The organism is Vibrio sp. 10N.222.54.E6 (genome assembly GCF_041473955.1).
Taxonomy (GTDB): domain Bacteria; phylum Pseudomonadota; class Gammaproteobacteria; order Enterobacterales; family Vibrionaceae; genus Vibrio; species Vibrio tasmaniensis_A.
The window spans coordinates 55806-81767 of sequence record NZ_JBFRTD010000035.1 but is presented as its reverse complement, the minus strand read 5'-3'; the positions used below and the strand labels follow the sequence as shown (position 1 = coordinate 81767).

14 protein-coding genes are annotated in these 25962 nt (G+C 40.6%); 5 read left to right on the top strand and 9 right to left on the bottom strand.

Going from position 1 to position 25962, the window contains the following annotated elements; translation table 11 throughout:
- Complete coding sequence (rtxA, locus tag AB4513_RS19610; protein ID WP_102257273.1) at positions 1 to 12612, top strand: MARTX multifunctional-autoprocessing repeats-in-toxin holotoxin RtxA; 12612 nt, start codon at positions 1 to 3, stop codon at positions 12610 to 12612.
- 1076 nt (positions 12613 to 13688) lie between these two features.
- Positions 13689 to 14102 (top strand): acyl-CoA thioester hydrolase YciA, encoded by a 414-nt coding sequence (gene yciA, locus AB4513_RS19605; RefSeq protein WP_017082562.1) that lies wholly within the window; start codon positions 13689 to 13691, stop codon positions 14100 to 14102.
- 292 nt (positions 14103 to 14394) lie between these two features.
- Here the strand turns inward: yciA and AB4513_RS19600 are convergent, their stop codons facing one another.
- Positions 14395 to 16275, bottom strand: a complete 1881-nt coding sequence (locus AB4513_RS19600) for a methyl-accepting chemotaxis protein (protein ID WP_102257272.1) — start codon at positions 16273 to 16275, stop codon at positions 14395 to 14397.
- Positions 16276 to 16530: 255 nt separating this feature from the next.
- Positions 16531 to 18036: an aldehyde dehydrogenase family protein gene (locus tag AB4513_RS19595; RefSeq protein WP_048660432.1), complete on the bottom strand. Its 1506-nt coding sequence runs from the start codon at positions 18034 to 18036 to the stop codon at positions 16531 to 16533.
- Positions 18037 to 18416: 380 nt separating this feature from the next.
- Here AB4513_RS19595 and AB4513_RS19590 point away from each other — a divergent pair, with 380 nt between their 5' ends.
- Positions 18417 to 18812, top strand: coding sequence for a hypothetical protein (locus AB4513_RS19590; protein ID WP_017082559.1), 396 nt, complete (start codon positions 18417 to 18419; stop codon positions 18810 to 18812).
- Positions 18802 to 19059 carry a hypothetical protein gene (locus tag AB4513_RS19585; protein ID WP_017082558.1) on the top strand — a complete coding sequence of 86 codons (258 nt, stop codon included), beginning with the start codon at positions 18802 to 18804 and terminating at the stop codon, positions 19057 to 19059. Before AB4513_RS19590 ends, AB4513_RS19585 begins: the two co-directional genes overlap by 11 nt.
- A 786-nt stretch (positions 19060 to 19845) precedes the next feature.
- On the opposite strand, the gene AB4513_RS19580 is transcribed toward AB4513_RS19585, so the two are convergent.
- The 7 genes from AB4513_RS19580 to tpx all read right to left on the bottom strand — a co-directional run bounded on the left by AB4513_RS19580 (position 19846) and on the right by tpx (position 25212).
- A complete protein-coding gene (locus AB4513_RS19580) occupies positions 19846 to 20826 on the bottom strand; it encodes a GlxA family transcriptional regulator (RefSeq protein ID WP_102257271.1) in 981 nt (326 codons plus the stop codon).
- A 206-nt stretch (positions 20827 to 21032) separates the two neighbouring features.
- Positions 21033 to 21512, bottom strand: coding sequence for a hypothetical protein (locus tag AB4513_RS19575; protein ID WP_017082556.1), 480 nt, complete (start codon positions 21510 to 21512; stop codon positions 21033 to 21035).
- Complete coding sequence (locus tag AB4513_RS19570) at positions 21496 to 22272, bottom strand: winged helix-turn-helix domain-containing protein (protein ID WP_231903591.1); 777 nt, start codon at positions 22270 to 22272, stop codon at positions 21496 to 21498. Before AB4513_RS19570 ends, AB4513_RS19575 begins: the two co-directional genes overlap by 17 nt.
- A gap of 17 nt (positions 22273 to 22289) precedes the next feature.
- Positions 22290 to 22805: a hypothetical protein gene (locus tag AB4513_RS19565; protein ID WP_017082554.1), complete on the bottom strand. Its 516-nt coding sequence runs from the start codon at positions 22803 to 22805 to the stop codon at positions 22290 to 22292.
- Positions 22780 to 23505 (bottom strand): winged helix-turn-helix domain-containing protein, encoded by a 726-nt coding sequence (locus AB4513_RS19560; protein WP_017082553.1) that lies wholly within the window; start codon positions 23503 to 23505, stop codon positions 22780 to 22782. The genes AB4513_RS19565 and AB4513_RS19560 overlap by 26 nt, the downstream gene beginning before the upstream one ends.
- Before the next feature lie 598 nt (positions 23506 to 24103).
- Positions 24104 to 24712, bottom strand: coding sequence for a redoxin family protein (locus AB4513_RS19555; protein WP_017082552.1), 609 nt, complete (start codon positions 24710 to 24712; stop codon positions 24104 to 24106).
- A gap of 2 nt (positions 24713 to 24714) precedes the next feature.
- On the bottom strand, positions 24715 to 25212 hold the full coding sequence (gene tpx / locus AB4513_RS19550) for a thiol peroxidase (protein WP_017082551.1): 498 nt from the start codon (positions 25210 to 25212) through the stop codon (positions 24715 to 24717).
- A gap of 563 nt (positions 25213 to 25775) precedes the next feature.
- Between tpx and AB4513_RS19545 the strand changes: the two genes are divergently transcribed.
- Positions 25776 to 25962 (top strand): hypothetical protein (locus AB4513_RS19545; RefSeq protein WP_136983451.1); only part of this gene is annotated, 187 nt, incomplete at its 3' end.

The following is a 25962-nucleotide window of genomic DNA, read 5'->3' as shown; positions in this document are numbered from 1 at the left end:
ATGGGAAAACCATTTTGGAGAAGTGTTGAATACTTCTTTACAGGGAGCTATACCGCTGACGATGGGGACAATAATATTGTTGCGACTAGTCTTATTGGCGGCGATATTCGAGCTTACGGCGGTGATGATCATATCACCGTCGCTTCAATTACTGCCACAGTTTATACGGGTAGTGGTAATGATACAGTCGTAGGCGGTGCGGCCCATCTAAAGGTAGAGGATTCTATTGGTAACCTTAGTGTAAAAGGTGCGGCTGGGTATGTTGATATCAATAAAAGTGGGGGTGGTGATGTCTCATTTGCCGGCCTTGCTGGTGGAGTTACTATTGACCACTTAGGTAATCGCGGTGACGTAAATTATGGAGGTGCAGCTGCATACAACGGTATAACCCGTAAAGGTCTAAGTGGTAATGTGACATTTGGTGGTGTTGGTGGTTACAACAGTCTTTGGCATGAAACAAACCAGGGTAACTTATCCTTTACGGGGGCAGGGGCCGGAAACAAACTCGACCGAACTTGGTTCAATAAATACCAGGGTTCACGTGGTGATGTGACATTCGATGGGGGCGGTGCGGCTAACAGCATTAGTTCACGAGTGGAAACTGGCAATATCACTTTCCGTGGTGTTGGTGCCGATAATCATCTGGTTCGAAAAGGTAAAGTTGGAGATATAACCCTACAGGGTGCAGGCGCATCAAATCGAATTGAACGTACACGCCAAGCTAATGACGTTTATGCTGAAACACGAGGGAACGTTACATTTGAAGGGGTTGGAGGGTACAACAGCCTTTACTCTGATGTCGCCCACGGAAATGTCAGTTTTTCCGGGGGGGGAGCCTACAATAATATTACCCGTAAAGGGATAGGTAAAGACTTCGACGGCGAAGGGATGGCGCATGTCAATGCCGATGAAATCGTGCTTACTCAAGCGGTACTAAGTGGAACTTGGATTGGCCAGGATCATCAAGTTACGGGTATAAAATCGACACGTGAGCCGAATACTTATCTGTTTGCTTTCTCGGATTCTAAGTACACCAAAATAAATAAAATTCAGCTGAGTAACGATCCTGAAACTGGAGAGCTTAAGTATTATTCTACCGCTTGGTACAAAGAAGGCGATCATTTAAGTAACTTAACGAGCCAGGATATTTCCTCTGAGAGCGGGTTTAACCCCGTTAAAGTCTATGGCGCATATACGCTGTCGGATTTGAAAGTTGAACACCAGAAAGCGGTGACTATTCACGCCGTTGAAAAAGACCTTACAGAATATGAGTGGGTGACCTACGCTAACGGTGCGGTGATTGATGCTAAAGACGTGTCATTATCTGATGCAAAAATGGGTGGGCATGCTATCTCTTCGGATGGCTCGACTGTCGATGTCAAAGCAGTTAAATCGAATCGAAAAGCAAACACGTACGTCTATGCAAAAGTCTTGGGGTCATACACAAAAATAGTTGTCGTCGAACTTGCAAACGATCCCGATACCGGAGTACTAAGGTATCAAGCTCGTCCTTGGTATAAAGAAGGCGACCACACCCAAAATTTGTCTAGTGAAGATATTTCTTCCGCAAACGGTTACAGCTCTGGGTACAAAAATGGTTACTCGTTGAGTCAGCTACAATACAGCGTTAATACGTTGAGAAGTACCAGTGAAATAGTAGCGGATATTGATGAATACAATGAACAATCATTGTTTAAGTCTGCTAGCGATGGTGGTGAAAGTTCAGGGGACGTTCGGTTCAATGGTGTCGGTGGCGGTAACGTCATCAAATCCAATGTGACACGCGGTAATGTCTACTTTAACGGTGGTGGTCTCGCCAACGTTATCCTTCACAGCTCTAAGTTTGGTGATACCGAATTTGTTGGCGGCGGCGCGGCTAACGTCATTGTTAAAAGTGGCGATGAAGGCGACCTCACTTTCCGTGGTGCTGGTTTAGCTAACGTGCTCGTTCATCAGAGCAAACAAGGGAAAATGGATGTCTACGCAGGCGGTGCGGTCAATGTATTGGTTCGTATTGGTGACGGCGAGTACTTAGCCCACTTACTTGCTTATGGCAATATTTCAGTTCACAAAGGTAACGGTAATAGTCGTTTGACTATGCTAGGCGGCTACAACACGCACACCCAAATTGGGTCTGGCAACGGGTTGTGGTTAGCGGTCGGTGGCTTTAATGTCATGACACAGGTTGGTAAGGGCGACATCGCTTCTGTACTTGTCGGTGGCGCGAATGTCATGACTAAAGTGGGTGACGGTGACCTCACGGCGGGTATGCTTGGTGGCGCCAATATCATTACTCATATTAGCGGTGATGATACGGCCTCAAATACGACCGCAGTCGCACTTGGTGGTGCAAACATCCTAACCAAAAAAGGCAATGGCAATGCGCTTGCCGTTATGGGAGGAGGCGCCAACGTACTTACACATGTTGGTGATGGCTCGACAACTGGCGTCATGGTTGGTGGGGCGAACATTCTAACCAAGGTGGGCGATGGCGATACCACAGGCATTATGTTGGGTATTGGTAACGTATTGACTCATGTTGGCGATGGCCAAACACTTGGCGTAATGGGTGCTGCGGGTAATATCTTCACCAAAGTAGGCGACGGCACTTCAATAGCCGCTATGATCGGCGTAGGCAATATCTTCACTCACGTTGGTGAAGGGAACGCGTGGGCGCTAATGGGCGGCCTAGGCAATGTATTTACCAAGGTTGGTCATGGTGATGCATTAGCGCTTATGGTCGCAGAAGCGAATGTCTTTACGCATATTGGTGACGGCACAACAGTCGCATTAATGATAGCAAAAGGTAATATCGCGACTAAGGTGGGTAATGGTACCTCGATAGCCGCGATGGTAGGTAACGCAAATATATTCACTCAGGTGGGTAATGGCAGCACGTTTACTGCAATGCTTGGCCAAGCCAATATCATGACGAAAGTGGGTAATGACCTAACTGCTGCATTAATGATCGGTAAAGCGAATATCTATACTCACGTTGGTGATGGCACAAGCTTAGGTTTATTTGCTGGCGAACTAAACGTGATGACGAAAGTGGGTAATGGCACAACCTTAGCCGCGATGTTTGGTAAAGCAAACATTATGACTCACGTAGGAGATGGTCTTACTGGCGTACTAGCCCTTGGTGAAGCGAATATCATAACGAAAGTCGGTGATGACTTCATGGGTGTTGTCGCAGCTGCGAAAGCAAACGTAGTGACCCATGTTGGTGATGCAACAACCGCAGCTGTGTTGGCGGGTAAAGGTAATATCTTAACCAAAGTTGGCGAAGGAACCACCGTTGGTTTACTGATATCAAAAGTGGGCAATGTCATGACCCATGTGGGGGATGGTACGACTATTGGTTTGGCGAAAGGTAAAGCTAACATCATCACAAAAGTGGGCGATGGATTAGGCGTTAACGTGGCCTGGGGACAAGCAAATATCTTCACTCACGTTGGTGACGGTGATCGATACAACTTCGCCAAAGGTGAAGCGAACATCATCACCAAAATCGGTGATGGCCAAGAAGTTTCTGTGGTTCAAGGTAAGGCGAATGTCATTACTCACGTCGGTAATGGCGATGATTACACGGGAGCTTGGGGCAAAGCGAATATCATTACGAAAGTGGGTGATGGCCGTAATGTTGTTTTAGCGAAAGGTGAAGCGAACATCGTTACTCAAGTGGGTGACGGAGATAGCTTCAACGCACTTTGGAGCAAAGGCAATATCGTCACTAAAGTCGGTGATGGTATGCAGGTCACGGCGGCAAAAGGTAAAGCCAATATTACGACAACCGTGGGTAATGGCCTGAGTGTAACGGCGGCCTATGGTGATGCGAATATCAACACCAAAATTGGTGACGGTATTTCAGTGAACGTTGCATGGGGCAAATATAACGTTAACACCAAAGTGGGTGACGGTCTCAATGTTGCGGTGATGAAAGGCAAAGCAAACGTGAATATTCACGTAGGTGATGGCTTAGGGATTAACGCTTCTTATGCCAGAAATAACGTTGCTATCAAAGTGGGTAACGGTGATTTCTATAGCCTAGCCGTCGCGTCAAGTAACACGAGCAGCAATAAGCTTTCCGCACTGTTTGATAATATTAAACAAACTCTTCTTGGAGTGGGTGGCAGCCAAGCGATTAATTACCTAGTTCAAGGTGATGAAGCTTCTTCATCAGGAATTCAGAAAGGACGAGGTGCTATTTCAACGCCTGAAATCACTAAACTTGATGGTTTCGACTTAGATGAAATCGAAGAAGTGGGTTCCGATCTAGGAGACGGTTTAAGTGGAAGCGTGACCAACGTTGAAACGCCTGATCTCAGCAACATGGAAAATGAACTCAACATCGAAGAATCTTCAAATCAAACGCAAACACCTAACTTGATCGTCAATGGTGATTTTGAGCAAGGTGGTCTGGGATGGGAATCGACTCACGGTGTTGAAGTTGCCTCTTCAAGTAAGGATTATGGCGTAAGTGGTGATGGTCATGGTTCACTTGTTACAGAGCTAGATACTTATACTAATACAAGTCTTTCTCAAGATTTAACGGATTTAGCGGAAGGTGAAGTCATTGCGGTTAGCTTTGATTTTGCAAAACGTGCAGGTATTTCAAGCAACGAAGGCATAGAAGTTCTCTGGAACGGTAATGTTGTATTCTCAACTTCTGGCGATGAAGCAGCTTGGCAACAAAAAACACTTAAGTTGACTGCGAATTCTGGCAGCAACCGAATAGAATTTAAAGGCACAGGCCATGATGATGGGTTGGGCTATGTTTTAGATAATGTTGTGGCGAAATCTGAAACATCACACCAAGCTAATGCTGTTGCCGATAATGCGGAACAAAATCAAGCTGCGCAAAATGCAATGTCTGACAAAGAACGAGCGGAAGCCGATCGTCAACGCTTAGAGCAAGAAAAGCAGAAACAACTTGAAGCCGTATCGGGTTCTCAGGCTCAATTAGAATCCACCGATCAAGAAGCATTAAAGAGCAATGGGCAAGCGCAGCGTGATGCTGTGAACGAAGAGTCTGAAGCGGTAACTAAAGACCTGACGACATTGGCCCAGGGACTTGATGTGCTGGATAACAAAGCGGTTTATGTAGGTGAATCTGGTGAGCATTGGCGCAACCATTTCGCAGACGGTCTTTTAGAGGATGCTCAAACCAAATTAGGTCAGGCTAAAGATGTTGCTGGGGAAAGCATCATCGCTGCGAAAAAAGCGCACGTAGACAACCAAAAAAGTGTCAACGATTCTGTGGCGAAATCAGAAGCAGGCGTTGCGAAAGGCGAACAGAATCGCTCTGGTGCAGAGAAAGATATTGCGAATACTAAAGCCGACGCTGATGCGCGTAAAACAGACGCCACTACGAAAGCTAATGAAGCTAAACAAGCTGAATCGAATGCGAATAATTCAGCTAGAGACGCTGAAGAACGTGGTAATCGTGATGCAAGAAATGCTGAAAACAAAGCGGATCAAGCACAAGCGGATGCGAAAGGTTCAAAGCAGAACGAAGAGGATCGTCCTGATCGTCAAGGTGCTGTGGGCAGTGGACTTTCGGGTAAAGCACGCAGAATAGAAGGTGCAGGCGTCACGGGTAACCATGTGAATGCCAACAACAAGTCAAGCGCCGATGGCCGATTCAGTGAAGGATTGAGCGAGCAAGAGCAAGAAGCGTTAAACGATGCTGTTCAAGCCGTAAACCGACTACAAATCAATGCAGGTATTCGCTCTAAAAATACCGGAAGAGCTATCACTTCCATGTTCACTGAGAGCAATACCGACAGTATCAGAGTTGTAAATCGAGCATCACAAGATGTAAACCGAAAAGATATTCGCATTTCAGGTGTCAATCTTCACGGGCTGGGTGAAGCGGCTGACACTTCTTTAGCTGTAAGAAAAGGCGTAGATGGTTTTGACTTCTCATTGCTTGGCTCTAATGATGCAAGATTTGTCGATTCGACTAAGCGACACATTGGCAAGCTTTTAACGGATTTACCTAGTAAAGAGTTGAAAGTGGTAAGAAGTAACATTCAGTCAATTCAGCGTACCCCATCTGAAAAGAATCTTGCTGCCTTAGAGTTGGCTCTTCACCAGTGGCAGAAAAAAAATCCAAAAGAGTTCGCTCAACGTGGTGAGTTAGTTAAGACACTCCAATTTGAAATGGTGTCGCTGCAAAGCCATATTCAGAGGAACCGTTCGAAGGACGCCAATGTCTTTGGTATTGCAATTGATCCGAAAGCTGTTGAAGCGTTTGAGTCTAAGCTCGTGTTTGACGGTATTGGTCGTGTGGTTGGTTTGGTTGAACCTTTGACCGAGCACGAAATCAATAGCTTAAAGTCGTTCGGAGTGGTTTCACCGACTCTGACGAATTCAACTTCAGAGAGAGATGCGCCAAAAACTGAAAATGAGAGCCTTATTGAATTTATTTATAAGCTAGGTCAGATAGAGACTACTGAAACTTATGCGAATGAAATACATGAGTTAGTAGAGCAAGCTAAAACGCTATGGATGAGCGGAAGTGTGACTCAAGAGAAAGCGGTTAAGCTGTTTAGCGAGGCTCATGAAAAGTTAGCAGAACACCCTAAACTGCAAACGCTGGCAAATAAATTACTGGCTGATGCAAAGAAAGATAAAGCGACAGGTCAATATCTTGATAATTTGTTTGGCCGTCGTTTTGACTCTGAAATAGCTCATGAGTTGGTGAAAACACCGACAGAACAAGCGATTAATACTTCAGTTCAAATCGGAACCAGTTTAGTTAATGATTTTGACGAATGGATACATGGCTTGCTGCCGGATGCGGGAGACGATGTGTTGCGCGCTGAGCGAATCCAGACAAAAATGGAAGCGTTTGCAGAAGAGATCGCTAAAGACAAGCGTCCATGGTTTAGTCGCGTCCCGACCTTAACTCAATTCCTTGAAACACCGAATTATGACAACTTCAAAACTATGATGACACAAGTTGATGATGGTTTCGGTGTTATAAAAGTTCCTTTCCTGGCTGTGAAAATGGCAATTACCCCTGGTTTGGGAATGGAAATGGCCCCGTGGAAAGCTGAAGGGGACCGTTTCTATCGGAATGTTATCACCAAGGCTCGTTCAACTGATGCGGTAATATCATCAGGGGTTGAAGGTGAAAACAAAGTTACCCTTATTGAAAAGAAAACCAGTGATTATGGTACGGCGCTTCAATATCAACCGAAAGGTGATAACTACGATGACTTTATAGAAGGCCGCAGTGTCGCAGATGGTCGAATTCTTACTCCGGGTAAAAAGACAACATTCGAAAGTAATGCCTTGAATAATGGTCTGCCGGTAGTGACGGGCGCGTCGGGTTCAACCAATATCATGACGCACCTGAACCAACATATTGCGAGTAAGAATCCAGGATTCTCTGTTGATCAAGCTTACCTAAACACCTTGTCTTTCTTAGTTTTTGACGGCGGTCACTCAGTCAACGAAAGCCTTGCTGTGTACAAAGCTTTGCAGGAAACGGGAGAGGATCGCAAAAAAGTATTGGAAAGCTACACCGCCAACTATCAGGATCTGATAGACCTAGTTGATGATAGCTCAAAGGGCACAGTGCGCGATGCGCTGGACAAGGCATTGGATAAAACGCTTAAGTTCTACAAAGAGCATGCTAATTCTGCATCAGATGAACCAGGGGAAGTGTTACCAGTTAAGAGGGCGACAAGTGACAAAGTTGCGGATCTTGAATCATTAGGAAAAAAGACCGGATTAAAAGTAGATTTATCTCAAGTATTTACGAAGCAAGAGCTGAAAGATAGAGCGAAAATTTTTGCTAAACCGATTGGTGCTTCTTATCAAAGTATCTTAGACCAAGTTGATTTGGTGCATCATTCCAATGGTCAAGAGCAGATGAGCGCGAGCTTTGAACTTTGCAATAAGATTAACGCTTATTTAGCTGAACATCCAACCTCCGGTCGTAATCATGCACTAACGCAATTGAAAGAGCAGGTAAGTACTGAGTTATTTAAAGGGGAAATGAAAGTTACCCAAAAGGCCATTGACGCTATTGCAAAGACACGCCCCGAACTTGCCGCTGACATTTATATGGTGGCGATCGAGGAAGCCAATGGTGAACTTGCGGGTCTAACCGAAATGATGGTCCGTTGGGCAAATGAAGACCCGTATTTATCGCCAAAGCAAGGATATAATGGAGAGACTCCGAAGGATTTGGGCTTTGACGCTAAATATCACATCGAACTTGGCGAACATTATTCAGACTTCAAACAATGGTTGGAAAAATCACAGGCGAACGATTTACTAAGCAAAGCTGTCTTGGATGAAGCGACGAAAACTGTCCACTTGGGTTACAGTTACCAAGAGCTTCAAGACTTGACCGGGGTTGAGTCTGTTCAGATGGCTTTCTATTTCTTGAAAGAAGCAGCTAAGTCGTCGGATCGGAGCTCCGGCGATTCAGCTGAAATGATCTTGCTAAAGAAATTCGCAGACAGAAACTATGTTTCTCAAGTTGAAGCCGGTCGAATGGATCAAATTAAAGGTATTTACCACAGTAGTCATGAGACAGATGTTGAGAGCTGGGATCGCCAATATTCTGGTATTGGATACGAAGACCTAAGTAAGAAACTTGCCGAAAAGAAGAATGTCGAAGAGCAGCTTTCTCTACTTCTAAATGACCGTAAAGGTCTTTTAATTGGCGAAGTACATGGCAGCGATGTTAATGGTTTGCGCTTTGTTAATGAGCAAATGGATGTACTCAAGAAGCAAGGTATCACTGTCATTGGTCTAGAGCACCTGCGTTCGGATCTTGCGCAGCCACTGATTGACAATTATCTGGCTACTGGTGTGATGTCCAATGAATTAAGTGCAATGCTCAAAACTAAGCATATAGACGTTACTTTGTTTGAAAATGCACGTTCAAATGGTATGCGCATTGTTGCTCTTGATGCGAATATTACGGCTCGCCCTAACATTCAAGGGACAGAGCATGGGTTGATGTATCGGGCTGGAGCTGCAAATAATATAGCGGTAGACACGTTGCAAAAATTGCCAGCGGGTGAAAAATTTGTTGCTATCTATGGGAGAGCACATTTGCAATCTCACAAAGGCATTGAAGGGTTTGTTCCTGGCATTACCCATCGTTTAGGTTTACCGGCACTTAAAGTGAGTGAAACGAACCAATTCAAGATTGAGAAGGATGATGTGAGTCTACGTGCTGTTTACGAAGATGTCGTGAATAAACCAAAGATTGTTTTCACTAGCTCCTTAAGTGGAGAGGACGGTCATGTTAATAATAAACATGTTGATAGTTGGAAGCGTGTTGAAGTTCTACCTCAAACGGGTGGCGGGGAAACTCGATTTGATGGACAAGTTATTGTTCAAATGGAGAACGACCCTGTGGTGGCTAAAGCTGCGGGGAACTTAGCAGGTAAACATCCTGATAAGAGTGTGGTAGTTCAACTTGATTCAGACGGAAACTATCGAGTGGTGTTTGGTGACCCCTCGAAGCTTGATGGAAAGGTTAGATGGCAATTAGTTGGTCATGGCCGTGGTGATTCAGAAAACAATAATATGCGCATGAGTGGTTATAGTGCTGATGAATTAGCAGTCAAGCTTGCTAAATTGAATCAAGCCTTCAGTGGATCAGGAAGCATCACCACTCAACCTGATCATATTAGCGTCGTGGGCTGTTCTTTAATTAGTGATGACAAACAGAAAGGCTTTGGTAAGCAGCTTATTAAAGCGATGGATATAAATGGAATTCGTAGCGATGTTTCAGTCCGGAGCTCAGAGGTTGCGGTTGACTCAACTGGTCGTAAACACACTCGTGATGCTAATGGCGACTGGGTACAAAAAGCGCCACAACACAAAGTTACATTTAGTTTGGATGCTCAAGGTGAAGTGACGACGAAAGAAGAGCGTATTCGAAATGGCATTGCTGAAGGAAACATTAATCTTTCTCACGTTGGTATGAGCAAGACGGACGAGTCTGTCCGTGGGGCTATTGGTGAAAACAACAATGTTTTTGAGGCACCAGAAAAAAGAAAAATAAATCAAGGAACCTCCTCAACTTCAGGAAACAGCAATCAGCTCAGCTACTCTGGGAACATCCAAGTGAATGTGGGCGATGGCGAGTTTACCGCGGTGAATTGGGGCACATCTAACGTTAGCATTAAAGTGGGCACTGGTGGCTTTAAGTCATTGGCATTTGGTGATAACAATGTGATGGTTCATATCGGTAATGGTCAGAGCAAACACAGCTTCGATATCGGTGGCTATCAGGCTCTGGAAGGTGCGCAGATGTTTATCGGAAATCGCAACGTGAGCTTCAACTTAGGACGAAGCAATGATTTGATTGTGATGCTGGATAAATCGATCCCAACCCCACCACTTGTTAACCCGTTTGATGGGGCCGCTCGTATTTCTGGAGTTCTGCAAGGTATAGCAAATTCGGGCAAAGGCAAAGATTGGGTTTCTGCTCAAAATCAACAGTGGACATTGTCAGGCGCGAAGAAGTTCGTTAAAGATATGTCTGGTTTAGATCAAAGTAGCAGTGTTGACTATGACACTCTTGTGAGTTTGGATTCGCAAAATGGACGTAGTAGCCGAGGTTTGAAGAATGACACTGAAGCTGTTCTGAACAAGAAGTTCAACAAATGGTTAGGTGGTAATGACACCAGTGCAAACAAACTAAGTCGCGCAGATAAGTTTCGTCAAGCGAATGAGAAGTTAGCATTTAACTTCGCTGTTGGTGGTCAAGGTGCGGATATTCAGGTCACGTCGGGCAATTGGAATTTTATGTTTGGTGACAATATCCAGTCTATCCTTGATACCAATCTAGGTTCTTTGTTTGGCTTAATGACACAGCAGTTCTCTGCAACAGGTCAAGCGAAAACAACCTTCACATATAACCCTAAAGATTTACCCCGACAGTTAAAGAATAAACTACTTGGCCAGTTGTCTGGTGTGGGTGCGGATACGACACTTGGGGACATCTTCGGTGTGGATTACACCGCATCTGGGCAAATTCTTGCTCGTAATGGTAAGCCGGTAGACGGGGTTGCAATCCTCAAAGATATGCTGGAAGTGATTGGTGAGTTTAGTGGTGATCAACTTCAAGCTTTCGTCGATCCTACTAAGCTGTTAGACGATTTGAAATCGGGAATTGATATGGGCGCAGATGGCCTTAAGTCGTTCGCAGAAACTCATGGTTTGAAAGAAAAAACGCCAGAAGAGAAAGAGGATAAAGCATCAGTTTCCGTTAATGGGACCAACGTAAATGGTGTTCAAAAAAGTCGCGATGAGGCTACAACGCCTGAAAAAACCCCGAAAAAAGATCGTGCATTTGGTTTTAATTCGTTCAGTCTACCTAACTTGTTTACGACTATCTTTAGCCAAGATAAGCAAAAAGAGATGAAATCGTTGGTAGAAAACCTGAAAGGGAACCTAACGAAAGATCTACTGAATATGAAAGAAAAAACATTCGATTTCTTAAGTAAGAGTGGTCATTTAAAAGGGGATGGTGATGTCCATGTTTCTCTAGGAAACTATAACTTCAACTGGGGTGGCGACGGCAAAGATTTAGGGGCTTATCTAGGGGATAACAACAACTTCTGGGGCGGTCGAGGTGACGATGTGTATTACGCAACTGGTACATCCAATATTTTTACCGGCGGTGAAGGTAATGATATGGGCGTTCTTATGGGGCGTGAAAATATGATGTTTGGTGGTGAAGGTAATGATACTGCTGTGGTCGCTGGACGAATTAACCATGTTTTCCTTGGTGCTGGTAATGATCAAGCATTTGTCTTTGGGGAAGGTGGACAAATTGATACCGGAACAGGGCGAGATTATGTTGTGACTTCTGGTAATTATAACCGCGTGGATACAGGTGATGAGCAAGATTACTCAGTTACGATCGGTAATAACAACCAAGTAGAGTTAGGTTCGGGGAACGACTTTGCCAATGTCTTTGGGAACTATAATCGTATCAATGCTGACACTGGTAACGATGTGGTCAAGCTGTTGGGTTATCACGCAGTGTTGAACGGCGAGGAAGGGGACGATCACTTGATTGCAGCGGCCATGTCAAAGTTCAGTCAGTTCAATGGCGGTGAAGGACATGATTTGATGGTACTTGGTGGATACCAAAATACATTCAAAGGTGGGACTGGTGTCGACAGTTTTGTCGTGAGCGGTGATGTTATCGACAACCTTGTTGAAGACATCCGTAGTGAAGATAAGATTGTGTTCAATGGCATTGATTGGAATAAACTGTGGTTTGAGCGTAGTGGTTATGATTTAAAACTTTCTATATTACGTGATCCTGAAAGCGATACTAACCAAGCGAAGTTTGAACATATTGGTTCTGTCACTTTCGCTGATTACTTCAATGGTAATCGTGCACAAGTTGTTGTTGATATGAGAGATAAGGATGCGAAAGGTGAACGAGATTATACCGCGTTATCTGCCACCTCGATTGACGCATTGGTTCAAGCTATGAGTGGTTTTGCGCCTCAGGGTGGCGACAATGGCTTTATGGATAACCTTGATAGTAAGTCTCGAGTTGCTATCACTAAGGCATGGTCCGATGTTTCTAGAGGGAAAAACGCTTTTGCATAGCTAATAAACTATAATTTCAAACATTAATCTAAGCCGTCTTCTTTTTGAAGCCGGCTTTTTTATTTTAATTCTCATACAATGATTGATTTAACTTCATCTGGAAAGCATTTTTAAAGTGTCTGATTGTTAGGTGGTTAAGGCATACGTTGTTGCATAGATCGAGTTGGTGGTAATATCATCGCGTAATATGTAAGAGTGGTTATGTTACTCTGTATTAATGATGCGTGATTAAAGTATGGAAATGTGCGATACGCCATGGAAAGCGACGTAGAGGGTTTGACGACTCAGATAATGCTCTTCTATGAAAAAGAGCATCATATCTCCCGCTTCGAACGCTACAAGATTTCATTGATTCTCTGTTTTTAAAGTGTTTGGCGAGGACGAATAGAAAGTCAGAAAGTACGGCCATGAAAACGGAGAACTTGGCGAACGCTCTATCTCACAGTGGATGTAGGTACGCATGAAATCTTTGTGTAGAGGTAAACCTCGTCGATGTAGTAATAGTGTAGTGCTGCCAACATTACTTAATCTACCTCGAAGAAAGAGCAATGATATGTCAGGTAACGGAGCTTGTGATACGAAGGTGTACCATTAAGTACTGCCCCGAAAAGGTATTATTCCGTTAACCTCACAGCGTAAAAATACAAGTAACTGGGAGCCTGGGCATTCGAGATATGACGCAATAGGAGTGTTAAAAAGTGATGCAATAGCCCAGTGGAAAGTTCACTCCGATTATCACGTTCGAGCAATATTTGAAACAGTAATTTTACGATCTAAGGGGGTCACTAGTGGTGAATGAGCTTGAGGAATTAGAATTCTCCGGTAGGTTGTTAGTATGTTTTTATGCATATGTACCTTAGTCAGCTAATTTTCCTATAGAGCTTAAAGGTTCCGACTTTCCGATTAATGAGCTAAATCAATCTTAGAATGTGGCTCAATCCAGCATCGATGTTAATGGAATAAGAAGTGCATAACAACAGTATCAAAATCTGTGAAAAATAAAACATTTTCAAAGCTGAATTTTAAACTTAAATATGGTTAAATATAAGAATATATTTAGAATATAGGAATATATCTTGCGTACTTCAATCAATACTAAACAAAAACCAAAAGGACAGCTTCTTTTACGTACTCTTTCTATGCCTGCAGATACTAATGCGAATGGTGATATTTTTGGGGGGTGGATAATGTCACAGCTTGATTTAGCTGGAGCAATCCTAGCTCAAGAAATATCTGGAGGACGGATAGCAACAGTTTCAGTATCAAGTATCACTTTTAAAAAACCAGTAAAGGTTGGTGATGTCGTTTGTTGTTATGGTGAATGCGTTAAAATTGGTAGAACATCAATGTCGATTGATTTAGAAGTTTGGGTAAAACCTATTCAAGAAGATAAGGTTAATCTAAGATTCCAAGTATGTGAAGCTAATTTTAATTATGTAGCTATAGATTTGTCAGGGAAGCCAAGACTGGTTCAAAAATTTTCTGATTAAATAGCTTGAGGCTTTAGTTATATTAAACTATTAACATTCAACGGTGAACTATAGTTACTTTTTTAAATGAAATATTTAAAGCTATCTTTGGAAGTTAGGTTTTTAATTGGCTAAGTAAGATGGCTAAAAATTGGCGATGTTTAAATATTACTTATGAAGAGGGAAGAGAGGGAGCTGGCGATCTTATCCATATCAATGGAAAACATGAATATCAAAGAATAATATTGTCTTGGATTGATTTAGTTATGGGCAGGCTAACTAGTGTTTGACTTCGTTAGACCTGCCTAGATATTTATACTTTAAAAATGGTTAGTTCGTTTTTTTGAGATTCTGCTAAGAGCGCTAGCTCATTTGATGCCTGTAGTGTTTGATTAACTGATGAAACGTTCTGCTGTACCAAATCGAAAGCTCGTACTGCGTTTTTTGAAATTTCTTCAGTGACGTTGTATTGCTGTTGGGATGCATTGGCTACGAGTGTATTTATATTAGAGATTGACTCGATTGTTGTAGATATCTCTTCAAATGAAGACTTTATCTGATCAGCTAGAAATACGGATTTCTTGATTAATAACACGTTCTCTCCCATATTCCGGTTCGCTTTTTCAGATTGAATTTGCAATTTTTCGATGATACCTTTAATGCTGATGGTGGAGGTTTGCGTCTTTGAGGCTAAGTTCCTTACCTCATCAGCGACTACAGCAAACCCTCGTCCAGCTTCACCGGCTCGGGCTGCTTCTATTGCAGCATTGAGTGCTAGTAAATTTGTTTGTTCTGAGATGGCGTTTATAACCTCTATAACAGTTCCGATCTCCTCCGCAAATTCACTCAACTCTTCAATAATTCGAGCTGTACTACTAACTGAGTTATTAATTTCATTGGTAAAGTTTAGGTTTTCATTCAATATTTTGATACCATGTTCAACATTATTTTGGCTTGCTCGTGTTTCTTCTTCGGCCATTGTTGCTTTATCACTTACTTCTAGTGAGGATGTCGAAAGCTCGTTAATAGCAGTAGATATCTGTTCAACTTGAGATAGTTCATATTGAACGTTTTGTATTGTATCTGACATAACTACAGTGAGTTGTTGTGAGGCAGATGAGACATTCTCTGCAATTCCATGTGAATTTTTAATCAAATTAGATAGTTGTTCAGAAAAATTAATGAGTGAACGATATATCCCTGTTTCATTCCCTGTTTTTTTTATATTTTGACGAAGATTTCCTTTAGCCATGGATTCCATCAACAAAGCAATATCTTTAGGAGAACCGCCAACAGGTTTTAAGACCAATATGTGTATAATAAAAAATAAGATACCAATAGAAGAAATTATACACAGTAATCCGGTGAGTATAGAGATGAAAACTTGGTCATTAACTCCTTTGTTTATAATATTATCTTTGGTAAAAATTACATACTCCCACCCGTTGATATCTAGTTTGCTCCAAAAAGCAGTATAATCTACATCTTTTCGTCCGATTCGATTTTTATATGATAATTCTGGGTGGTTATTATCAAATTTTTTAAATGTAGGGTTTTCTAAGAATATATTACTTCCTACTTGTTCTTTATTAGGTGAGGTTATTATTGTCCCTTCTTCCGTATATAGGAAAACATCGTCTCTACCTATAATATCTTTTAGTATTGATCCTTTTTTTATGCTACTAATTATCGCGATATCTTCATTTATCTTATACACTATACCGAATACGACCTCTCCCGAAGTTGATGAAGTATAAGGCTTTGAAACATAGAACTCTTTACCTTTCTCGAATGTTTCGATAAAATAATCACGTTGAATTTTTTTAACATTAACTTCTGTAATTTTTCCAGACATATCGTAAAGCGAACCTTCACGGTCAAAAAGGAAGACACCGATACTAATATTACCAAAAATATTATGAATTGATTGCAGTTGGTTAGTAAGGTTAGAGGATAAACTACCATTTTTATAACTATCATCATCTATTTTTATTGAAGACAAAATGTGTTTGTAAATTTCTAGTTTTTCTGTCATCTTTCCGTTAATTGTTGAGTTTTTCTCATGAAGTATCTCCTTGTTTAATCGAATACTTTCATTGTGGAAAGACCAAAAATTCAAAGATGCGATGATTAAAATAATCATTGTGATGATTAGAACCATTGAACCTATGACTTGTAATTTAAATTTATTCACATTGTTTTTCCATTATTTTCTGCTAGATTTATTTTTAATAATAATTATTTCTTCTAAGGTGAGGTATCCTTTGAAGATCAACCAAATAAAAATATTGAACGGGTTTTCATTCTCTATAATTCGTTTCTAAGTTAGGTTATTGTCAATTTAGAGCTACTTTTATTAACCATTTTGTTATGATACCAAGCCATTGAAAATTATTATTCTGATAAAAATATGCCCGATAAACCATCGGGCAGAGGAGCAGTTGAATAATTAGAAGAAGCCTAAGGGATCAATGCTATGGCTTACGATGATATTTTTGGTATTTTGGTAATGATCGAGCATCATTTTGTGTGTTTCTCGACCAATGCCGGATTTTTTGTAACCACCAAATGCAGCGTGAGCTGGATACGCGTGGTAGCAGTTGACCCAAATTCGTCCAGCTTGGATATTTTTCGTCATATGTGAAATCAGATTGTTATCACGTGTCCATACCCCTGCACCTAATCCATACTCAGTACCGTTAGCGATAGCCAGTGCTTCTTCAGAGTCTTTAAATGTTGTAACAGCAACGACTGGACCAAAGATCTCTTCTTGGAAAATACGCATCTCGTTAGTTCCTTTGAAGAGAGTTGGCTCGACAAAGTAGCCATTGTCTTCATAACTCTTACCGCCAATAAGTAATTCAGCGCCTTCTTCATGACCAAGTGCGATATATTGACGGATTTTGTCAAACTGCTCTCTTGAAACCTGTGATCCGACTTGTGTATCGGTATCGAGCGGGTTTCCTTGTTTGATCGTTTTCATGCGAGTCTGTAAACGCGAAATGAAGCGATCGTAAATAGATTCTTGAATCAGAACTCGCGAAGGGCACGTACAAACTTCACCTTGATTGAAGAAAGCCAGTAGTACGCCTTCGATACACTTATCTAGATAGCTGTCTTCGTGATCAAATATATCAGCCATAAAGATGTTTGGAGACTTACCACCTAGCTCGACTGTTGATGGGATCAGGTTATCAGCGGCGCACTTAAGGATATGTTGTCCAACTTCAGTCGAACCAGTAAAGGCGATTTTTGCAATTTTTTTGTGTGTTGCAAGCGCTTGACCCGCTTCTGAACCATAGCCATTAACGATATTTATTACACCAGCAGGTACGAGATCTTCGATGAGTTCCATTAAGAACAATATCGATGCAGGAGTTTGCTCTGCTGGCTTCAAGACAACGCAACAACCTGCAGCCAGAGCTGGTGCTAGTTTCCAAGCCGCCATCAAGAGTGGAAAGTTCCATGGAATAATTTGTCCGACAACCCCAACAGGTTCAGGAAAGTGGTAGGTCATGGTTTGCGAATCCAGCTCTGAAGCAGAGCCTTCTTGGGCTCTAATGCATCCAGCAAAATAACGGAAATGGTCGACTACCAGAGGAATATCAGCGGCGAGCGTCTCGCGGACAGGTTTCCCGTTATCCCAGGTTTCAGCAATAGCAAGCATCTCAAGATTCTGTTCAATACGATCTGCGATCTTTAGTAGTATGTTCGAACGCTCAGTAACTGATGTTGAAGCCCAATCGCTTTTTGCACCATGTGCAAAATTAACTGCTAAATCGATATCTTCTTGAGTCGAAGCCGGAATTTCGCAAATTACTGAGTGGTTGATTGGAGAGGTGTTCGTAAAATACTTTCCATGTTTCGGTGCGATCCATGCTCCTCCAATGAAATTTTGATATTGTGGTTTGAAATCAACAATTGAGTTCTCAGTTCCAGGTTGTGCGTATAACATTGTCAGTTCCTTTTTTAAGATTCTGTGCATTATTATCTACTTGCCCAGAAAAAATAAAATAAGAAACCTCGTCCATAGATTTAGTTATTTTTAAATTTAACCACATAAACTCAATGGTTTATGTGTAAATGGTCGCAGTTAAAGTCCTAAATGTAAGGGGTATGTGTCGTTTTTCTAATGGTATTGAAGCTATGTAGACCAACTCAGTTAATATGGATAAAAAGCATTACCTCCATTGCATGGTAAGCAAATAGGACATATATATCCTATTTTCTGGACGTAATAGTGAGGTCTTTTTTATAATCCCATGATATTTATCGTATTTTTTTTATTGGTGCAATTGGTTTCATTATTTTATTTTAAACATATAACGTTAACATATGAGGGACGAGAACAATGAACTAGAGGAATACAAAGTGTATCAAGAACTGAGCCAACTACTAGATGATATTGGGTATGCATTTGATAAGCATGAACTGAAAATATGTACTATCAGAGCTCAAAAAAACAAAGTAATAAAAGCGATGCTTGTAACGGCAAAAGAACTGAATTTTGACATCTCGTCAAACCTGTCGAAAAGCGTATTGTCGGCAATAGTTAGTCAAGACGAAGTTAGCGAGCAACAAGCTATTAGCGTTTTGACGAAATATGTACTTGGCGATAATACGGTCCGAAAAGAAATGAGAGAGAGCCTTTTCCTTGCTATGGTGAGGGAAAGCGAAGAGTTTCACATTGTTATGCTACTGAATGGAGAAGGGGTTAATCGTGTTATCTGAAGAAATGCTCCATGAAAGAACTAAAGAAGCACTGCGATGTGCGCGTTTGCTTGAACTTGATACTTCAAAGCAATTTATTAAAATATGCATGAGCGCTTGTGTGGCAGATACTCGTATTCATATTAATAATATTGGTGAAGTTCTCAGTAATTCAATTGCTTACCCAAGTAGACTCTTATCTGGTGCATATGAAACCAGTGAACTTCATCAGTCGATAACCCCTGTCCTAGATAAACTTTCTCAATAGTATTTTATCGGTGGTAAAGATGGTTATCCTGAGGTCAATCAAGAGTCGTCGTTTGGTCCTGATCTGACAGTTTTTTTTTTTTAATCGGCGCTTGTCAGATTGAACCTAAGGAAGATTATTTTCACTCAGTTCCATTTACTAGCTAACAATGTATCAACTGAATGTTGGTGGCAACTTATTTCCCTTTGATGAGTAACCATGTTCATTCGTCTTGAGTTTTTGTCGTTATTACCTGTTTTTACTTGTCCATGTTGTCAGGGCTTTTAGCGTCTTGTAAACAAATCAGTCGACTTTGTTTCTCTTTTCCTTCTTGTATCTAGTTGCACATTCTCGTGTCACTAGGTCTATCACTTTATACTTCATTGACTTTTTCGAAGTGGGTTAAGTAATGTTGTTAGCGCCTTATTATCATCGTCACTGACATTAACGAGGTTTAACTTAGCGCTAAGGACCTCCTATCGATCCACATTGATAACGAGATTTGGCTTTCGCCAAGTCATCCGTGTTTCTTGGCTTTCTAGGCGCCCCAATCAAAGACTTTAATGTCTTCAGATTCGATGGTGTATGACGAATATTAAAACGAGATGAAGTGTGGTGTGGCGTCGTTGAACGCTTGCAGATACAAGCGTGGGCGGGGATAGATAAACTTTTTAAATGTTGAATTGATGAGGGCTCTAGAGCGAGAGTTACCTATTTTGTCTTGGATTGTGGATTAAGAATCTCAATTAATTCGGGTAACTCCCTTCTTTTAAACTAAGAAGTTAGGTTCAACGAAAATTTAAATGATTAAGCCCCACCAGTCTGTGTCGTTTTGCGATATTCTGTGGGTGTCATGTCGTAAAACTTTTTAAACAGCGATCGAAAATGGTTTGTGTCACTGTAACCGACCTGCTGGGATATTTGTTCTATATTTAGGCGCGTAGTGTCCAATTTTTCTCTAGCGAATGCTACTCGAATACGTTGTATGTAACTCATTGGAGATTCGCCAGTTGCTGCTTTAAAGCGACGTTTCATTTGTCTTTCACTCAAAAAGATTTTTTCTGCACACATAGCGACAGAGAGCCTGCTAGGGTCTTCATTATGCATCCATTCTTGTAATCGATTAATCAAACCGTCACTGTGCTGTTGGTATTGAACAAAACTTGTTAAAAAAATTCGCTTTATTTTCGAAAGATCGCCTCCCAAATATTGTTCACATTTTATTCTTTGGGCGGTGCCCAACAGAGCGTCAATTAACAAGATTGTTGCGGCGAAGTATTCTTTAATACCAGAGGTGCATATATATCTGCCTTCATGAGTAATTTTTAAGTGTGGTTTGAATTTTACTTGGGGGAATTGCTTGCGAAAATCTTCAGCATATACCCAATGTGTAGTAGCGCTTCGTTTGTTTAAAACCCCAAGCTCCGCCAGAAGAAAAGCCCCTGTACATAAAGAGAGAACAAACTCAGACTGCGCGATTTGTTTTTGTAGCCAAGACTTAACCTCTTCGGATAAGACATAAGACCCTTTACTTATATCACCACATGCGCCTATTAGCAAAATATCTGTCTGTTCGACGGATGCCCAATGTGTATTACAGTTAATTATGAGTCCTCCAAGAAATTGAGTGGGCTCACCTGTAACGGATACATAACTAACCTGTGGGGTAGGTAATCCTGCTTGTATTGAAGCGATGGTCAGCATTTCGATTGGTCCCGAAATCGCTGTGATTGGGCTTCCTTCCAACAAGAGTGCAGTGATCTTTAAAGGTTCTCTTTTGTTGCTCATGAGTATTGTATTTCTCGGACATGTCTTATTTGCTAGTACTATGTCCAAAAAACCTTAAAAACACTAATGAACAAATCCAAATTTTACAACACTTACCGTTGACCGTAATTTTACAAAATTAAATTAACTCATTGGTATTAAAGGGTTTATTTTAAACACATTTGGTTATAACTAAATGTGTTGGTTGATTAGGTTAATTACTCTAATTAATCTGCAGTGATACACTGGACACTGCTGGTTAATAAACTGGAATAACAAAATATATATTTGTCTTGATACAAGGTCTGGAAAAATTGTTCCGAGGAATCGTTAATCAAGTGGGCTTCAGCGAAGTCGAGTTCGGTGGAGGGAATGTAGTTTGAGCTACGTAGTACGTTGGTCGTCGAAAAAAGGTTTATGCCCCAAAAATAAACTGAGTAATAAACGTTGAGAGCCTTGTTTTCTCCTTCGGATAGTGTGCTCGAATGGATATCGTGGACTCCTCCCCACCGATGATCAACGGTAATAACTTCTTTGAAGGTATCGACTTCAAATTTTGTATATGTACGACCGCGAGAAAACAACATGGTGTTGTTTCGACCATCGAGGAATGGAGGATGGTTAAGGTTATTCATCCACGAGAGCAGCGCAATGATGAGTGTATTTGCCAACACCAGCCAAACGATGGCTTTACTGACATTGTTCATTAATGGCCTCTTTTACTTGCTCGATTGAATAATCTCGGGAAAAACTAAAATTCATTGTGTGACGTTCATGCAAATTGTTAGGTTGGTAAACACACGATATATACAATTGCTCGGGGTTTTCAGAAATATATAGCATACGCAAATCACTTGAGTATCTCCGTTTGAGATCCTTGAAACGTTGACTTCCATTTTTAGTATTCGTAAAGTAATACGTTACCCCCAAATACTCACGCTGATTCCATTGGAGACGATCTGTGGTGCTATTGTAATATATGATCCGTGCTAACCAAGTAATGCTAAGTAGCAACAAGAGTGAGAGAATCAATAAAATAAATTTTTGAAGGTATTGTAGATGAGCTGATAGACCAATCTTTTCTTGATGCTCTAGTTGGGGAGTGTCTTGGGGTATTTCTGAGCAAGAGGTTGATAAGTTGTCTTGTTCAAGAGCTACAGGCATCTCAAGACTTATGAGGTCGCTAACCACCGAATAACCATGTCTAGGTACAGTTTTTATAATATTTTGTTGGCGGCCATTATCTCCTAAAGCTATGCGTAGGTGAGCTATGGATTGCGTTAAACTCGCTTGAGAGACGACACGCCCCGGCCAAGCCGCGTTTATTAAGGCGTTTTTTGAAACAGTTTTTCCTTGATATTGACATAAAAGCTCTAAAATTTTGCAATCTGTAGAGTGCAATTTTTTGCTCTTCCCATTACTTTGGTTAGTTAGTTGATGCCGAAGTGTTGGATTAAATGTCCACATGCTATGCTGTTTTCTTCTCATTGAAGGCGATTTTTTTCTTTATCTTTAGATATATTGACACATTGAACTGAGCTGTTCGACAGTTGGATGTAGCAATATTGGTATGGGGTTTCTCGCAAAGTTTGAAAAATTTCTTCGCCCCCGTCAAAAAGGACATGTTGCTCCGGCAAATCGAAATATTCTGACTCTGGAGCGTCAACCAGCTTATTGATGTATTTTATTGAATAAATAGATTTTGGCCAAAAGGTAATAAGGAATTGTGTATCAACCTTTTTCCCATTGCCGAAATGGATAGAAGTAAGTAAGAGAAATCGGTTCCATAGATAAGGTTTTAAGTGGTAGTCGATTTTTCTGTATTTATTGTCTCCCATTGTCTCACCGTAAGTCAGAATCGTTTTACTTATTTGGGTAGTAGCGTTTTTAGCAAAACTAGGAATAAACGATGCGTTCAGAAAGATTTGAATAGGAAACAAGGCAAGTAAAAAGACAACGCCAAGTCTGTAGCGCTTATTGGCATTTTTGTACAATATCATTACTAGTTCTCTCTATAGCGCGCTTAATATCAATGGAGAAGTTGATGCTTTGGCCGTAAGGTGATGAGGAATTCTGGTGAATGCAACTTACATAAATCCTAGTTTTATTTGAAGTGATATAAAAATTCACATTGTTCAAATCAGGGTGTCTAATCAGTTGTTCTAGGAGCTGTTGACTATGGAAATCGTTGTTCTTGATCGTAAAAGTGTTGGTTTGAGAGTTCAACCTTGACATGTTCAGTTTAGGTTCGCTTTGTGAAGGGATGAACAAAAACCAAAACAGTAACAAGTTCATACTGACTAATAAAAGTATTACTCCAACTTGCCAAGAACACCTAAGTTTAAGAGCTCGTATCTTATCAGGGCGCCCAGTATAGGATTGGTCTTGGTTGGTTAAAGCTAGAGCTATTTTATTCTCAGCGACAAAGTAGCCGGCTTTAGGTACGGTTCGAATGATACATTGCGCTTCCGCTGTATCATTTAAAGCTAGACGTAATGAAGCAATACTGTGTGTGATACTGGCATCTGAAACACATTTTCCTAGCCAAATTTTTTTGTGAATTTCTGACTTAGTTACGACTCGATGTTTATTCGAAAGTAAGAGCAATAACAACTGGCTTTCTGTATGGGTTAGTCTCTTTTCTTCGCCTGATATTTTATTTCGAAGTTGAAAGCACTCCTGAGGTCTAAAGTCCCACATAGATATCTGTTTTACCTATACTTGCTATTGTCTTGAAATGAAATGATACAAATTTACCAAATTATTCAATAGACAACAACTAAGAAAACAATATAACCCTGGTTTCATAATTAAAATTGTTTATAAAAGTTAGGGTAATTTTGGTTTGTTCTTTTATCGAGAACCTGAAAGGTATGCCTAAAATAAGTAGAGTTACTTTCATTTATGTGTGTTGTTTCATTGAGGTGCTTTAGTGCCTCATCCAGTGAGGTCGTATGCATGACACCAAAAGCTTAAATATTTGGTTCAATATGCTTTTTAATCTATGGGGTTGTATCGATGCGGTCATGGATAGAGGTCGTGAAATTAGGGTAGATATTATTTAATGAAATGATGAAGTGCCATATCGTATTTTGATTTTATAATTCTAAATCGAAATTTCTCCTATTATTAGTTCTAGTATTGACACTTCTTTTGGTTTGATAGTTATTAATGAGATGAAAATTAACAATCCTACATAAACGTTTGCTTTTTAATAATTTTAATCATTGATTTTTAATTGTTAGAATGGGGGTTTTATTGATATAAGAGGCTGATGCCTCTTATATCTTATTGGTATCTAGCGGTTTTTTAACGCTATTTTTACGGCTCGCTCTAAACTAGGGATAGTTGTAAGTTCAGGTACTCTTTGGGTATAAATAATTTGGTTATTTATACCCACTACAATGATACTTCGACTAAGCAAACCTAACTGCTTAATTTGAGTCCCTGTATTTAGGCCAAACTTATGTTCTGAAGAGTCAGAAAGATATGTCGCCCCGTCAAGAGAGTACTCTTTAATGAACCGTTGTTGAGCGAAAGGAGTATCGGCACTCACTGCATAAAATTCAATACCTTGAAGTTTGTGACTGTTGTTTTCTATGTATTGAGAAAGTTCTATAGCTTGTTGAACACAAACCGGCGTGTCAACAGATGTTAATATGCTATAGACTTTGATCGATTTACTTTTCGCACTGGTATCATAGCTTCCTAAATCTGAAGTCAGCATCTTAGCCGAAGGCATTAAATCACCTACTTCTAATGGTGTACCAATCAGGTCAAACTTTGTTGTTTTATCAAGTGTGACGACTTGAGCCGCTCCAAACTCAGCATCGTCTTCAGTAGTTTCAAACTTTGCGAAGGCGTTTATTGAATATAGGGTAGCAGCAACAATAAGTAGTTTACGCATGATTATGATAAAGCCGCTAGTGCTGATTCATAGTTTGGTTCAGTAGTAATTTCAGAAACCAATTCACTATGTGTGACCATACCATCCTGACCAATAACGATAATAGCTCTAGCAGCTAACCCTTCAAGCGCACCTTCATTTAAGTTTACACCGTAGTTTTCAGTGAATGATGACTCTCTGAAGAAAGAAGCGGTTGTTACATTATCAATGCCTTCAGCACCGCAAAAACGGTTCATAGCAAATGGTAAGTCGGCAGAAACACATAATACGATTGTATTGTTTAAATTAGCGGCTTTCTCGTTAAATGTACGAACGCTTGCAGCACAAACTGGGGTGTCAATGCTAGGGAAAATATTTAATAAGACATTTTTCCCTTTTAGGCTTTCTAAGGTTAGGCTATTTAATTCTTTGTCGCAGAGAGTAAAACTTGGTGCTACTTGATTAGGTTTAGGAAATAGACCTGAGATTGAAACGGGGTTACCTTGAAAAGTTATAGACATGTTAATACCTTTTTATTGTTTATTTTTTGGTTAGAAATTATTGAGCGGCGAGATAGTAATTTGATATTTATAAATAACAAATCCGATGTGTTGTATTATATTTGTTATTATTTAAGATTCTAATAAATAAGATGTTAAGTCCTAAATGCCCATTGTTTTAGTCCGATTTGAATGGCTTGGTTGGTGTATGATTTAATTTTTTCTGTGGAGTTTCTGAAGAGTGTTCGTATTTAGGTGTGTTTTCGAAAATTAAATATTATTCATAGGGAAAGAACGTGATTTTTTACGTTGTTTTTTGATTCTTTAACGATGAGCGAGCTGTATTCAGGAATTAGTATTCATTCCTAAACAAAGAACCCCCAGTCATGCTGTTTTAGTTGGTCAACTTTCAAAGACAGCGTGACTTCTTACATTTACAATGAAATTAGGCCATAGATTAAATTCATTGTTATATTTTGATAGTTTCTAACTATCCTATACCACGATTTTGCAGTCACGCTCGCTAGTCCTGTTGTATATAATCTTGAAAATAAAGACAAAACTGACAATCGAAACACAGGGAAATGAAAAAAACATTTGTACTTGCACTCGTTATTTCGACTCAGATCTTAGCGAATGGCTTTCCAGCCAATGATTATGAATGGAAGTTAAATGTTACTGAAGACTGGGCATACATTAAAGCAGACAATGGCTTAACTATGGTTGAAGATTTTGAACAAAAAGCCAACGCTGAATTAGATGAATTAGATG